Raw genomic sequence first — 14,415 nt, 5'->3', positions numbered from 1 at the left:
ATGACTGCCGACATCAAGACAAACATGCAAGCCAAGATGGATCAATCCATCGTGGTTTTTAAAAATAACCTGCAAAAAATTCGCACGGGCCGTGCCAACCCCGCCTTGCTGGACACGATACATGTGGACTATTACGGGTCCATGGTGCCGCTGTCGCAGGTGGCCAACGTGTCTCTGCTCGATTCGCGCACCATCAGCGTGCAGCCCTGGGAAAAGGGTATGGGCGCCAAGATCGAGAAAGCCATTCGCGAGAGCGACCTGGGACTGAATCCGGCTTCCCTGGGAGATCTGATCCGCGTTCCCATGCCGGCCATGAGCGAAGAGCGCCGCAAGGAAATGACCAAGCTGGCACGCAACGAAGGAGAGTCGGCCAAGATTGCCGTGCGCAACCTGCGGCGCGATGCCAATGAAGCCGTGAAGAAGCTCGTCAAGGACAAGCTGGCGTCTGAAGACGACCAAAAGCGCGCCGAGGCAGACATCCAGAAGATGACCGATCGGCACATTGTCGAGATCGACGCCCTGGTGGTTGCCAAGGAGCAGGAAATCATGGCGGTTTGAAGACCGTCCGCATGTCCATTTCCAACACTCAGGAGTTGGTGCCGCCCCACCATATCGCCATCGTCATGGATGGCAATGGCCGCTGGGCCAAGCGCCGCTTCCTCCCGCGCCTTGCAGGGCATAAGCAGGGCGTGGATGTGCTGCGCCGTTGCGTGCAGGCCTGTGCCCAGCGTGGCGTGGGCGTGCTGACGGTGTTTGCGTTTTCCTCCGAAAACTGGAATCGGCCTGCTGATGAAGTTTCAGGCCTGATGGAGTTGCTCGCCAAAGCGCTTTCGCGCGAAGTACCGCAACTGTGCAAGGACGGTGTGCAACTGCATTTCGTCGGTGCGCGGGATGGGCTTTCCGAGAAAGTACAAAGCGGATTGCTGCAAGGCGAGGCCGCTACGGCCCACAACACCCGCCTTGTGTTAAACGTCTGTTTCAATTACGGTGGCCGCTGGGATGTGGCGCAGGCTGCAGCCGCCTTGGCGGCACGTGGTGAACCCATCACCGAAGCCAGCCTGGACAGCGCCATGGCACTGGCCCATGTGCCCGACCCCGACCTGCTGATCCGTACCGGTGGTGAAATGCGACTGAGCAATTTCCTGCTTTGGCAAGCCGCCTATGCAGAGTTGTATTTCAGTGAGAAGCTTTGGCCGGATTTCGATGATGCTGCGCTGGATGAGGCTATTGCGGCCTTCCATGCCCGGGAACGTCGATTTGGCAAGACGTCTGAACAAATTCTGCCTGCGCGCCCCGGACTGGTGCGTGCCTGAAAGGGCTCCATGCTGAAGCAGCGCATCATCACCGCCCTGGTCCTGCTGGCTATTTTGCTGCCAGCCCTGTTTTATCCCTCGCCGGTACCGTTTACCACCGTCGTGCTCGTGCTGATGGCCGGCGCGGCCTGGGAATGGGGTCGGCTCAATGGCTGCAGCCCTGTGGCTTCGGTGGCCGTGGGGGCGGTGTGCGTGGCATTGTGTGCCGCTTCGTGGGCACTGGGTTGGTCCGAGCGACCGATGGGCGCGCTGTGGGTTGCGGCTGGTGCCTTCTGGGTGCTGGGTGGCACGTGGTTGCTGCGGGCGGGTGTTCCTGGCTGGCCGCGCATTCCCGGGTCGGTGCGATTGCTGGCAGGGGTGCTGGTGTTGTGGCTGGCTTGGTTGGCCGTGGTGCAGGCGCGCATCGAGGGCATCAACTTTCTGCTGTCGGTGATGACGCTGGTATGGATGGCCGACATCGCGGCTTATTTTTCGGGCCGGGCGTTCGGCCTGCGTTTCACCCGCAACAAGCTTGCCCCCTCGATCAGTCCGGGCAAGAGTTGGGAGGGGGTGTGGGGTGGTGTGGCCGGTGTGTTGCTGCTGGCAGTGTGCTGGGTTGTGGCCGATGCCCGTCTGCAAGCACCCGTGGCCAGCCTGTATACACGCCTGGCAAACCAGGGCTGGTGGGTGCTGGTGCTGGGAGTGCTGTTCATGGCCGCCATGAGCGTAGTGGGTGATCTCATTGAATCGCTCATCAAGCGCAGTGCCGGTGTGAAAGACAGCAGCAACCTGCTGCCCGGCCATGGGGGTGTGCTCGACCGTGTGGATGCATTGCTGCCCACATTGCCGCTGGCCATGATGCTGATGACACTGGTAAAGACATGAAACAACGCATTACGGTGCTGGGCTCCACAGGATCCATCGGCACCAGTACGCTCGATGTGGTGGCGCGCCACCCCGAACGTTTCGAGGTTTTTGCGCTGAGTGCCGCCACCCAGGTTGACCTGATGCTGGCCCAGTGTGCCCGTTTTACTCCGCGCTATGCCGTCATGGCCAGTGCAGAGCATGGCCGGGTGCTACAAGAAAAAATTAAGCAAAATGACCTTCCAACGCTTGTACTGCAAGCGCCAGAAGCTATTGAAATAATAGCATCCCATGCAGAGGTCGATATGGTCATGGCCGCCATCGTCGGGGCAGCCGGGCTGGCGCCCTGTCTGGCTGCGGCCCGAGCGGGCAAACGCCTTCTGCTGGCCAACAAGGAAGCGCTGGTGGTGGGGGGGAGGTGTTTCTGCGTGCGGTGCGCGAGGGTGGGGCGACCTTGCTGCCCATCGACAGCGAGCACTCCGCCATTTTTCAATCGCTACCCGAAGACCCTGCCACCTGGTCGCGGCGCGTGGAAAAGATCATCCTCACTGCTTCGGGGGGGCCGTTTCGGCAGAGATCGCCTGGCAGCCTGCGCGATGTGACGCCTGAGCAAGCCTGCGCACACCCCAACTGGGTCATGGGGCGCAAGATCTCGGTCGATTCGGCCACGATGATGAACAAGGCGCTGGAAGTGATCGAGGCGCGTTATCTCTTTGGGCTGTCGCCCCGGCAGCTCGATGTAGTGATCCATCCGCAAAGCATCATCCATTCCATGGTGCAGTACCGCGACACCTCGGTGGTGGCGCAGTTGGGCACGCCAGACATGCGGGTACCCATTGCCTATGGCCTGGCCTGGCCCGAGCGCGTGGAGTCCGGCGCGGCCGTACTGGACTTCCATGCCCTGGGCGCCATGACATTTGAATCCATTGACAACCATGGCCATCCTGAGCGGTTTCCGGGACTGCGCTTGGCGTGGGAGTCGCTGGAGGCTCCTGCCGGTACCACGGCGGTGCTCAATGCCGCCAACGAAGTGGCGGTAGCGGCATTCCTGGAGCGGCGCATCCGTTTTGACCAGATCCATGCGCTGAATCTGGAAACTTTGTCTGCCGTCTCTCTCTCCAATCCCGATTCGCTCGCAGACCTGCTGGCGTTGGACGCCGATGCGCGTGCATTTGCGCAACAGATCGCTTTGCGGTTGGCAGCCTAGGCGCTGCCACCTGATTTCACGGGGATACGCATGTTGACCATTGTTGCCTTTCTTGTGGCCCTGGGGCTGTTGATTGCCGTGCACGAATATGGCCACTACCGTGTGGCGGTGGCTTGCGGCGTGAAAGTTCTGCGCTTTTCGGTGGGCTTTGGTAAGCCACTGCTGCGCTGGCAGCCCAAGGGTTCTCCCACCGAGTTTGTGCTGGGGGCATTTCCGCTGGGCGGTTTTGTACGCATGCTGGACGAGCGCGAAGCGCCGGTACCTCCCGAAGAGCGCCATCTGGCCTTTAATACCCAGTCGTTGCGCTCGCGGGCACTCATTGTGGCCGCGGGCCCAGTGGCCAACCTTGTCCTGGCGGTGCTGCTTTATGCCACGGTCAATTGGATGGGGGTGCAGGAGCCCATGGCCTACCTCGCACGACCGGTGCCAGGTTCTGTGGCCGAGTCGGCAGGCCTGCATGGCGGGGAGCTGGTGCGCAATGCGGCGATTGGCAACGAGGAGCCCCAGCCCGTGCGGTCCTTTGAAGACCTGCGCTGGTTGCTCACACGCGGCGCATTAGAAGCGACTCCGGTGCGCTTGGAGCTTGAACCTACGCCGGGGGCCAGCCAGCGCACGGTAGTGCTTGCCCTGAATCAACTGGATACCCGGGAAGCCGATGCGCGCCTCATGCAGATGATCGGCATCGTGGGGCCGTGGACGCGCCCAGTGATGGGCGAAGTGATGACCGACAGTGCGGCCCAGCGTGCAGGCCTGCGTGAGGGTGATGTGGTGCTGCGCATTGGCGCCGTGGAGGTGGTTGATGGCCAACAGCTGCGTGCGCTGATCCGTGGATCGGTGCACGATGGGAAGCCTGTCTCGCAGCCCTGGCGCATCCAGCGGGGCACGCAGGCCCTGACGTTGGACGTGCAGCCCGAGGTACAGCAGGACCAGGGCGAGCTGATCGGGCGCGTGGGCGCCTATGTGGGCGCACGGCCAGAGTTCACTACCGTGCAATACGGGCCTTTCGAAGGCCTGTGGAGCGGCGTCACGCGCACCTGGCAGGTGTCGGTGTTGACCTTGCGCATGATGGGCCGCATGGTCATCGGAGAAGCCTCGCTCAAGAACATCAGCGGTCCCCTGACGATTGCTGACTATGCGGGGCGGTCTGCCAGCATGGGGCTGACGCAGTACCTGGCCTTTCTGGCCTTGATCAGTGTGAGTCTGGGTGTGCTGAACCTGTTGCCGCTGCCCGTCCTCGACGGTGGGCACCTGATGTATTATCTTTGGGAGGGCGTGACGGGCAGGGGTGTCTCGGATGCCTGGATGGAGCGCTTGCAGCGCGGCGGGATCGCTGTGCTGCTGTTGATGATGTCCATCGCTATGTTTAACGATATCTCCCGGCTCTTTGGCTAACCTTTTGGCCGCCATGCCTGCGCATTGGTGGCACCGGCTTCATTCATGAAAAAACATATCAATCGCTTCGGTGCACGCACCGTGACAGCTGTCGCTGCCATGATTTTTGCTGCCCAGGCCGCGTGGGCCCTGGAACCTTTCAAGGTGCAGGACATTCGTGTGGAGGGCCTGCAGCGCGTGGAGCCCGGAACCGTTTTTGCCTCCATGCCCTTGCGTGTGGGCGATGAGTACAACGACGACAAGGGGGCCGCTGCCATTCGCGCGTTGTTTGGTCTGGGCTTGTTCAAGGATGTACGCCTTGAAGCGACGGGGGGCGTCCTGGTGGTGGTGGTCGAGGAGCGTCCCACGATTGCCGACGTCGACTTTGTCGGCTCGCGTGAATTCGACAAGGACGTGCTCAAAAAATCCATGCGCGACATCGGCCTGACCGATGGCCGTCCGTACGACAAGGCGCTCACCGACCGCGCCGAGCAGGAACTCAAGCGCCAGTACATCAACAAGAGCTTCTATGGCGCCGAGGTGATCACCACCGTCACGCCCATCGAGCGCAACCGCGTCAACCTCACCTTTTCGGTGGTGGAGGGGGATACAGCGCGCATCAAGGACATCCGCATTGTTGGCAACAAGGCGTTCAGCGAGTCCACGCTCAAAGGCCTGTTTGACCAGGATACCGGCGGCTGGTTGAGCTGGTATACCAAGTCGGATCGCTATGCGCGCACCAAACTCAATGCCGACCTGGAGACCCTGCGCTCGTACTACCTGCAACGCGGATATTTGGAATTCCGCATTGATTCGACCCAGGTAGCGATTTCTCCAGACAAGCAGGACATTTCCATCACGGTCAACGTCACCGAAGGCGAGCGGTTCGTCGTGTCGAGTGTCAAGCTCGAAGGCAATTTCCTGGAACGCGAAGACGAATTCAAGTCACTGGTCACCATTCGTCCCGGCGAACCCTACAACGCCGACCAGGTGGCAGAAACCACCAAGGCGTTCTCCGAGCATTTCGGTAATTTTGGTTTTGCGTTTGCACGCATCGAAGCCGTTCCTGAGATCGACCGCGAAAATGGCCGCGTAGCCCTGGTGCTGCAGGCCGAACCCGTGCGCCGCGCCTATGTGCGCCGCATCAGTGTGGCAGGCAATGACCGCACCCGCGACGAAGTGATCCGGCGCGAGTTCCGGCAGTACGAGGCCTCGTGGTACGACGGAGAAAAAATCCGCATCTCCCGCGATCGCGTGGATCGTCTTGGTTATTTCACCGAGGTCAACATCGAGACGCTGGAGGTTCCCGGCGCACCCGACCAGGTGGACCTCTTGATCACCGTGGCCGAAAAGCCTACGGGTTCCCTGCAGCTAGGAGCAGGTTTTTCCAGTGCAGAAAAAATATCTTTTTCCTTCGCAATCAAGCAGGAAAACATTTTTGGCTCGGGCAATTATTTGGGTGTAGACCTGAACACCAGCAAGTTCAAGCGTACGCTGGTGTTCAGCACCACCGATCCGTATTTCACCAAGGACGGTATCTCGCGCACCCTGGATCTGTATTACCGCTCTGACAAACCCTACGAGGACCAGGGCGGCAATTACGAGCTCATCACCACCGGGGCTGGTATCCGTTTTGGCGTGCCGTTCAGCGAGACCGACACGGTCTTTTTTGGTGGTGCCCTGGAGCAAACCCGCATCAAGGCCGGCACCAACATCCCGGCGGCTTACCTTAGCTATGCAGATCGCTACGGTGCATCCAGTTCAGCGGTGCCGCTCACCATTGGCTGGTCGCGTGATAGCCGTGACAGCGCACTGGCACCCAACACGGGCCGCTACCAGCGGCTCAATACGGATTGGTCGGTGGCGGGAGACGCGCGTTATGTGCGCGCCAATTACCAGTACCAGCAGTATGTGCCCCTGAGCAAAAAATTCACCCTGGCTTTCAATGGCGAGGTGGGCCTGGGCAAGGGCATGGGCGGCAGGCCGTTCCCGGTATTCAAGAACTTCTACTCGGGTGGCCTGGGCTCGGTGCGTGGTTTTGACCAGGGAACCCTGGGCCCGCGCGACGTTACCGGGGCTTCGTTGGGCGGTCCCAAGAAGCTCACTTTCAATACCGAACTCATCGCTCCGTTCCCGGGAGCTGGCAATGACCGGACATTGCGCGTCTTTACTTTCCTCGACGTGGGCAACGTGTATGGCGACGGCGAAAAAATGCGCCTGAGCGAAATGCGCGCTTCCGTGGGCATCGGGCTGAGCTGGATTTCGCCACTGGGCCCATTGCGCCTGGCTTACGCCAAGCCTGTGCGTAAGTTTGCTGGCGATAGAATCCAAGAACTGCAATTCCAGATCGGAACATCCTTCTAATGACACATTTTTCTCGTCCCATCGCCTTGGCGATACTGCTGGGTTCTTTTGGTGCTGCGCTCCCTGTGCAAGCGCAGGAATTCAAGGCGGGTTTCCTCCAGACTGATCGCGTCTTCCGCGAGGCCAACACGGCCAAGGCGGCGCAGGCCAAGCTGGAGCAAGAATTCTCCCGCCGCGACAAGGAAATCAATGATCTGGGCGCGACCCTGAAGTCGGCCACCGAAAAATTCGAGCGCGATGCTCCCACGCTGTCCGAGAGCCAGCGACAGACGCGCCAGCGTCAGTTGGTGGACCAGGACCGTGACTTTCAACGCAAGCGCCGCGAATTCCAGGAAGATCTGAATTCCCGCAAGAATGAAGAACTCAACCAGATGAGTGATCGCGTCAACAAGATCGTCAAGCAGCTGGCTGAGCAAGAAAAATACGACATCATCGTGGACCAAGCCGTCTACATCAGTCCCAAGCACGATATCACCGACAAGGTGATCAAAGCGCTGAATGCTGCGCCTACCAAGTAACTACAGCAGCCACAAGGTGGACGTCGCGTGAGTTTGCGCCTGGCCGAGTTCATCGAGGCACTGGGTGGAACGCTGGAGGGTGATCCCGGCACCGAGATCACCCGGCTGGCCCCGCTGGAGGCAGCACAAGCGCAGGAGTTGAGTTTTCTCAGCAATCCGCGCTACCAGCAGCAACTGGCCGCCTCCCAGGCGGCCTGTGTCATTGTGGCGCCTGCAATGCGCGAGGTCGCGATGGCGCGGGGCGCCTGCATTGTGGCTGATGATCCTTATGCCTATTTCGCCCGGGCCACGCAGCTCTGGCGTAAGCGGCATGCGCCGCCGGTGTTGCCGGGGGTGCACCCCAGCGCTGTTGTACACAGCGAGGCCCAGGTGCATGCCACGGCTTGGGTGGGGCCCTTGTGCGTGATCGAGCGCGGCGCCCGCATCGGTGCAGGCACGGTGCTCAAGTCGCGCGTCACACTGGGTGAAGACTGTCATATCGGAGAGCGCTGCATCGTGCATGCTGGCGTGGTCATTGGCGCCGATGGCTTTGGTTTTGCGCCCGAGGGCGGAACCTGGGTCAAGATCGAGCAGCTGGGCGCCGTGCGCATTGGTGACGATGTGGAGATTGGTGCCAATACCTGCATTGACCGTGGTGCGCTGCAGGACACCGTGATCGAAGACGGCGTCAAGCTCGACAACCTGGTTCAAATTGGCCACAACGTGCATATTGGCCGGCATTCGGCCATGGCTGGCTGTGTTGGCGTGGCCGGCAGCGCCACGATCGGCGCCCACTGCACTGTCGGCGGTGGCGGCATCGTGCTGGGGCACTTGACGCTGGCGGACCATGTGCACGTATCGGCCTCCACGACGGTGACGCGGTCGTTGACACGACCCGGTCAGTACACAGGGATGTTCCCCATCGACGACAATGCACGCTGGGAAAAAAACGCTGCCACGCTCAAGCAGTTGCATAGCCTGCGCGAGCGTATCAAGGCCCTCGAAAGCCTTCTACAGAACAACAAGATTGAACGCCCATGATGGATATTCACGCAATTCTCAAGCAACTACCCCACCGCTATCCCTTTCTGCTGGTGGACAAGGTGCTTGAACTCGAGCGCAACCAGCGCATCAGGGCCATCAAGAACGTCACGTTCAACGAGCCTTACTTCATGGGGCATTTCCCGGGGCATCCTGTCATGCCAGGGGTGTTGATCCTGGAGGCTCTGGCCCAGGCGGCGGGCTTGCTGGCCTTCGATGCGATGGGCCAGGTACCGGACGAAAACAATATCTACTATTTTGTGGGCATCGACGGGGCTCGTTTCAAACGCCCCGTAGAACCTGGTGATCAACTGGTCCTGGACATCACCATCGACCGCGTGCGTGGCGGCATCTGGAAGTTCAAGGGTGTGGCCCGGGTAGGCGAGGAGGTGGCCTGCGAAGCCGAACTCATGTGCACCATGCGCGCCGTGGGCTGAAGGAGCGCGGTACGCCGTGAGTAACATCCACCCCACTGCCGTTGTCGATGCCCAGGCACGCATCGATACCACTGCCACGGTGGGGCCCTATGCCGTCATTGGCCCGCATGTCAGCATTGGCGCGGGCACTACGGTGGGGCCGCACTGCGTGATCGAAGGCCGGACTACCATTGGCCAGGACAACCGCATCTACCAGTTCGTTTCGCTGGGCGCTGCTCCGCAGGACAAGAAATACGCAGGCGAGCCCACCGAACTGCGCATTGGCGATCGCAATACCTTTCGCGAGTTTTGCACCGTCAACACCGGCACCGTGCAGGACCGGGGGGTCACCACGGTGGGCAACGACAACTGGGTCATGGCTTATGTGCACATTGCGCACGACTGTGTGGTGGGCCACCAGACCATTCTGGCCAACAATGCCACGCTGGCCGGCCATGTGCAGGTGGGTGACCAGGCCATCATCGGTGGGCTGACGGGAGTGCACCAGTACGTCAAGATTGGTGCCCATGTCATGGCGGGCTTTGGGAGCCATATTTCGCAGGATGTGCCGCCTTACATGATGGTCGATGGCAATCCCCTGACCGTGCGCGGCCTGAACCTGGAGGGTTTGCGTCGGCGCGGTTTCTCGGCTGATCGGTTGGCCGCCATCCGGCAGATGCACCGTCTGCTGTACCGCCAAGGTCTCACGCTGGAAGCCTCGCGCACCGCGATTGCCGAATTGGCGAGCACCCAAGCCAATGCACAGGCCGTAGCCGACATTGCTCTGCTGCTGGCGTTTCTCGATGCCTCCACGCGCGGCATCGTGCGCTGACGGCCATGGAACGCAGCCCCCGCGTCGCCCTGGTGGCGGGCGAAACATCGGGTGATCTGTTGGCCGGGTTGCTGCTGGACGGCTTGCGCGATGTATGGCCCGGCCTCTCCAGCCATGGCATTGGTGGCCCGCAGATGGCCCGCCGGGGCTTTGAAGCCTGGTGGCCCAGCGAAAAACTGGCGGTGCATGGCTACAGCTTTGAGTTGCTGCGGCGGTTGGGTGAAATCATCCATATCCGCCGCCAGTTGCGAGCCCGCCTGCTGCGTGAGCGCCCGGGTGTGTTCATCGGTGTTGATGCCCCTGATTTCAACCTGGGCCTCGAAGCGGATCTGCGCGCTGCGGGCATCAAGACCGTGCATTTTGTCTGCCCATCGATCTGGGCCTGGCGCGCCGATCGCGTTGAGAAAATCCGCCGTGCGGCCGACCATGTGTTGTGCATCTTCCCGTTCGAGCCCGCGCTGCTCGAACGCCATGGCATTGCAGCCACCTATGTGGGCCACCCTCTGGCAGGTGTGATTCCCATGGCGCCCGATCGCAGCGCGGCCCGCGCCCAACTGGGCTTGCAGGACAGTGGTGCGGTGTTGGCCATCCTGCCCGGGAGTCGCTCGGCCGAGGTGCAGTACATCACTCCAAGGTTTTTTGAGGCTGCAGCGCTTATCCATCAAGCGCTACCAGCTATTAAAATGATAGTTCCCGCAGTACCTGCGCTGCAGAGTCGCATCGAACAAGCGGCGCGCGACTGCGGTCTGGGCCATGTGTTGCAGGTCATTCCTGGCCAGTCCCACACCGCGTTGGCGGCTTGTGATGTGACGCTGATTGCCAGCGGCACCGCCACCCTGGAAGCAGCGCTGTTCAAGCGCCCCATGGTCATTGGCTACCGCATGCACCCCTTGAGCTGGCGGCTGATGCGCCGCAAGCAGTTACAGCCCTGGGTGGGGCTGCCCAATATTTTGTGCAATGATTTTGTGGTGCCCGAACTCCTTCAGGACGATGCCACGCCGCAGGCACTGGCAGCCGCAGTGCTGCAGTGGTTTGATGCGCTGAAACACGACCCTGGACGCATGATGGCGCTGCACCAGCGCTTTACCTTGCTGCATGAAACCTTGCGGCGCAACACCCCTCAACTGGCCGCCGATGCCATCCAGAAAGTCCTTGCCGCCACGGCCTGAACAAGCCTGCCTGCCATGGCATCCCTCCGGCCTGATGGCCGGGGTGGATGAGGCCGGCCGTGGCCCATTGGCCGGCCCGGTAGTGGCCGCCGCAGTGATTCTGGATGATTTGCACCCGATTGCCGGGTTGGCAGATTCCAAGAAGCTCACGCCGCTGCGGCGCGAAAAGCTCTACGACGAAATCCGTGCCAAGGCGCTGTGCTGCAGCATTGCCGAGGCTTCCGTGGAAGAGATCGACCGCCTCAACATTCTGCAGGCGACGCTGCTGGCCATGCAGCGGGCCGTGATGGGGCTGCGCCTTAAACCGGCCTTGGTGCTCGTGGATGGCAACCGACTGCCCCGACTCGATATGCCGGCCGAGGCCATCGTCAAGGGCGATGCGTTGGTCCCCGCCATCTCGGCGGCATCCATTCTGGCCAAGGTGCACCGTGACCGCTGGTGCGCGCAGGTGCACGCAGAGTTTCCACAATACGGGTTTGCCGGGCACAAAGGCTATGGCACCGCTGCGCACATGGCCGCCCTGCAGGAGCATGGCGCGTGCATGCACCACCGGCGCTCGTTTGCGCCTGTTGCGCTGAACCTGCGTGAAGCGGTGTGCCGATGACTTCGCCCTCCGTGGTTGTTATCCATTCCCGGGACAACACTTTCGTCAAGGATCTGCGGCGCCTGGCGCAGGACACCACGGCGTACCGCAAGCAAGGCCGCGTCTGGCTGGAGGGTGATCACCTCTGCCGTGCGGCGCTGGCGCGTGGACAAACCGTGTCGATCGCGGTTTTTTCTGAGTCTTTTTGGCCTCTAGCGCCCGTGGAATGGGCGCAGGCAGCTAGCAAATCAATAGTGCTCGCCGATGCCTTGTTTACCGACATCAGCGGCCTGGAGTCACCGGCCCAGATGGGCTTCATCATCGATGTGCCTGTTGGTACGGCTCTGCAGCCGGACGAGGCGACCGTGGTGCTCGACCGCGTCCAGGACGCAGGCAACGTGGGTTCCATCCTGCGCAGCGCCTCTGCGTTTGGTTTCAGGCAGGTGATTGCCCTCAAGGGCAGTGCCGCCCTGTGGTCGCCCAAGGTTTTGCGGGCAGGCATGGGCGCGCATTTCGCGCTGAACCTGATCGAAGCGGCGGGCCTTGAAGACCTTGGGCCACTCAGGGTGCCGATCTTGGTGACCCATGTGCACGAAGGCGACTTCCTGCACCGCGCCGAACTGCCCTGGCCCTGCGCCTGGGTCATGGGGCACGAAGGGCAGGGTGTTTCTGCTGCTTTGGAGGAGAGGGCCGCCCTGCGTATTCGCATTGCGCAGCCCGGAGGAGAAGAGTCGTTGAATGTGGCGGCTGCAGCGGCCATCTGCCTGCACGCCAGTGGTGCCATGCGCTGAAAGCGCCCATGGTGCTATGGGTTGCGCACCAAATCGCCCTGGTTGGACGTATTTTTTCGGTGCTGAAGAAGACTACTGGGCTGTTTGCCACGCGAATCTTCATGCACGATGCACACTGGCAGTGCACCTGGCCCAGCCTGTCGGGCTGGGGCCGATGGGCAGCCGACGATTCCCAAGTCCGACAGGCCAGGTGCGTCGCTGCTGCTTGCAACACACGGAACATGTGCTTGCGTGACAAGTTCTTGCGGAATCTGCGTCGGTGCGTACCCAGAAGCGCAGCGCTATAATCAAGGGCTTTTCTCGCAACAGCGTCGCCCGACCGCACCCAAAGCAATAACCCATCTGAGAGCAGCCGCAGGCATCTGATGCCAGCGGACCTGCAGGCGCCGGGCGACCGTAACCATCCGGAGAACCCAGTGCTTTTGTCTCTACAGGGAACATTCCCGCCCGCCATTCTGGCGCTCGCAGACGGCACGGTCTTTATCGGCAATTCGATTGGAGCCGTTGGCTCCACCGTCGGTGAGGTGGTGTTCAACACCTCCATGACCGGCTATCAGGAAATCCTCACGGACCCCAGTTACTGCCAGCAGATCGTGACCCTCACGGTCTCGCATGTCGGCAACTACGGTGTCAACACGGAGGACGTCGAATCCCCGAAAGTCCAGGCTGCAGGCCTTGTCATCAAAGACCTGCCGCTGCTTGTCAGCAACTTCCGCGCTACCGCGACCCTGCCCGAGTACCTGGTGCGCGAAGGCACCGTGGCCATCGCCAACATCGACACGCGCAAGCTCACCCGCCTGCTGCGCGACAAGGGTGCGCAAAATGGTGCCATCGTCGGCCTCGCAGTGGGTGAATCGGTGACGCAGGAGCGCATTGACCAGGCGATTGCCGCCGCGCGCGGCGCACCTTCCATGGCAGGTCTTGACCTCGCCAAGGTGGTGACGACCGAAAAATCTTACGAATGGACGCAGACCGAATGGACGCTGGGCAGTGGCTACGGCGTGCAGACGGCGCCGAAATATCACGTTGTGGCCTACGATTTCGGCGTCAAATACAACATCCTGCGCATGCTGGCCGAGCGCGGTTGCAAGGTCACCGTGGTGCCGGCACAGACGCCTGCTGCGCAGGTGCTCGCGCTGCAGCCCGACGGCATCTTTCTCTCCAACGGGCCCGGCGATCCAGCGCCTTGTACCTACGCCATTGAGGCGGTGCGCACGCTGCTCGAAACGGGCAAGCCCACCTTCGGCATTTGCCTGGGCCACCAGATCATGGCGCTGGCGGCGGGCGCGAGCACGTTCAAGATGGACAACAGCCACCATGGCGCCAACCATCCTGTGGAAGAGCTTGCCACCGGGCGCGTGAGCATCACCAGCCAGAACCACGGTTTTGCCGTGCAGCTTGACTCGTTGCCCGCGCAGGTGCGGGCAACGCACCTGAGCCTGTTCGACGGCTCGCTGCAGGGGCTGGAGTACACCGACCGTCCCGCCTTCAGTTTTCAGGGCCACCCGGAGGCCTCTCCCGGTACCTCCGACATTGATGGGCTGTTTGACCGGTTTGTCGACACCATGCGTGATGCGCGCACCAAGGCCACTGCCGCATGAAGCTCTTCAGCTTTCCTGCTGCAGCGCTCGAGAAGGCGATCCACAAGCGTATTCTGAGCCTGGCTCCGAACCATCGCGAGTGGTTCGGCGAACGCTGGCAACAAAAACCGTATCGCAAGGCATTTGTGGAACGCAAGGCGCTCCCGCTCGTCACCCTGATCGCCAAAGGCAAGACCTGGGACGACGCCACGTTCGAAGAAACACTGGCCGAATGGGATGTGACGTTCCATGAGGCCGAGACCGAGGTGCTCAGCCCGCTTGTGCAGGGCGATGGCCTGCTGCAGCTGATGCAGAAGAATCTGCCCGCCGAACGCGCCGCCGTCTTGCTTGCGCACCTGCGCCGCCGCCGACCCGAAGCGGACGTGCCCAGCGAACCCAACCATTGAT

14 protein-coding genes and 1 pseudogene are annotated in these 14,415 nt (G+C 61.5%); all 15 read left to right on the top strand.

Features of this window, described 5'->3' with window-relative positions:
• Entirely contained in the window at window positions 1-558 is a 558-nt protein-coding gene (gene frr, locus C8D04_RS06575) for a ribosome recycling factor (protein WP_116004133.1), read from the top strand.
• 11 nt (window positions 559-569) lie between these two features.
• Window positions 570-1,313 carry a polyprenyl diphosphate synthase gene (uppS, locus tag C8D04_RS06570; RefSeq protein ID WP_116004132.1) on the top strand — a complete coding sequence of 248 codons (744 nt, stop codon included), beginning with the start codon at window positions 570-572 and terminating at the stop codon, window positions 1,311-1,313.
• A 9-nt stretch (window positions 1,314-1,322) separates the two neighbouring features.
• A complete protein-coding gene (locus C8D04_RS06565) occupies window positions 1,323-2,177 on the top strand; it encodes a phosphatidate cytidylyltransferase (RefSeq protein WP_116004131.1) in 855 nt (284 codons plus the stop codon).
• Window positions 2,174-3,363, top strand: a pseudogene (gene ispC / locus C8D04_RS06560) (1-deoxy-D-xylulose-5-phosphate reductoisomerase). Before C8D04_RS06565 ends, ispC begins: the two are co-directional and overlap by 4 nt.
• A gap of 30 nt (window positions 3,364-3,393) precedes the next feature.
• The gene (rseP, locus tag C8D04_RS06555) at window positions 3,394-4,755 is read left to right on the top strand and encodes an RIP metalloprotease RseP (protein ID WP_116004129.1); all 1,362 of its coding nucleotides are present in this window, start codon (window positions 3,394-3,396) and stop codon (window positions 4,753-4,755) included.
• A gap of 45 nt (window positions 4,756-4,800) precedes the next feature.
• Window positions 4,801-7,098 carry an outer membrane protein assembly factor BamA gene (bamA, locus tag C8D04_RS06550; protein ID WP_116004128.1) on the top strand — a complete coding sequence of 766 codons (2,298 nt, stop codon included), beginning with the start codon at window positions 4,801-4,803 and terminating at the stop codon, window positions 7,096-7,098.
• Complete coding sequence (locus tag C8D04_RS06545) at window positions 7,098-7,616, top strand: OmpH family outer membrane protein (RefSeq protein ID WP_116004127.1); 519 nt, start codon at window positions 7,098-7,100, stop codon at window positions 7,614-7,616. The genes bamA and C8D04_RS06545 overlap by 1 nt, the downstream gene beginning before the upstream one ends.
• Window positions 7,617-7,643: 27 nt before the next feature.
• On the top strand, window positions 7,644-8,636 hold the full coding sequence (lpxD, locus tag C8D04_RS06540) for a UDP-3-O-(3-hydroxymyristoyl)glucosamine N-acyltransferase (protein WP_116004126.1): 993 nt from the start codon (window positions 7,644-7,646) through the stop codon (window positions 8,634-8,636).
• On the top strand, window positions 8,633-9,073 hold the full coding sequence (gene fabZ, locus C8D04_RS06535) for a 3-hydroxyacyl-ACP dehydratase FabZ (RefSeq protein ID WP_116004125.1): 441 nt from the start codon (window positions 8,633-8,635) through the stop codon (window positions 9,071-9,073). Before lpxD ends, fabZ begins: the two co-directional genes overlap by 4 nt.
• Window positions 9,074-9,089: 16 nt before the next feature.
• Window positions 9,090-9,884 (top strand): acyl-ACP--UDP-N-acetylglucosamine O-acyltransferase, encoded by a 795-nt coding sequence (lpxA, locus tag C8D04_RS06530; RefSeq protein ID WP_116004124.1) that lies wholly within the window; start codon window positions 9,090-9,092, stop codon window positions 9,882-9,884.
• A 5-nt stretch (window positions 9,885-9,889) separates the two neighbouring features.
• Entirely contained in the window at window positions 9,890-11,053 is a 1,164-nt protein-coding gene (gene lpxB / locus C8D04_RS06525; RefSeq protein ID WP_116004123.1) for a lipid-A-disaccharide synthase, read from the top strand.
• A complete protein-coding gene (gene rnhB / locus C8D04_RS06520) occupies window positions 11,019-11,657 on the top strand; it encodes a ribonuclease HII (RefSeq protein WP_116004122.1) in 639 nt (212 codons plus the stop codon). The genes lpxB and rnhB overlap by 35 nt, the downstream gene beginning before the upstream one ends.
• On the top strand, window positions 11,654-12,427 hold the full coding sequence (locus tag C8D04_RS06515) for an RNA methyltransferase (RefSeq protein ID WP_116004121.1): 774 nt from the start codon (window positions 11,654-11,656) through the stop codon (window positions 12,425-12,427). The genes rnhB and C8D04_RS06515 overlap by 4 nt, the downstream gene beginning before the upstream one ends.
• 416 nt (window positions 12,428-12,843) lie before the next feature.
• A complete protein-coding gene (carA, locus tag C8D04_RS06510) occupies window positions 12,844-14,028 on the top strand; it encodes a glutamine-hydrolyzing carbamoyl-phosphate synthase small subunit (RefSeq protein WP_116006058.1) in 1,185 nt (394 codons plus the stop codon).
• Window positions 14,025-14,414 (top strand): hypothetical protein, encoded by a 390-nt coding sequence (locus C8D04_RS06505; RefSeq protein WP_116004120.1) that lies wholly within the window; start codon window positions 14,025-14,027, stop codon window positions 14,412-14,414. The genes carA and C8D04_RS06505 overlap by 4 nt, the downstream gene beginning before the upstream one ends.
• Window position 14,415: the final 1 nt, after the last annotated feature.

It is taken from the genome of Simplicispira sp. 125 (assembly GCF_003096555.1).
In the GTDB taxonomy this organism is placed as follows: Bacteria; Pseudomonadota; Gammaproteobacteria; order Burkholderiales; family Burkholderiaceae_C; genus Simplicispira.
This window is presented reverse-complemented; position numbering and strand designations above follow the sequence as displayed.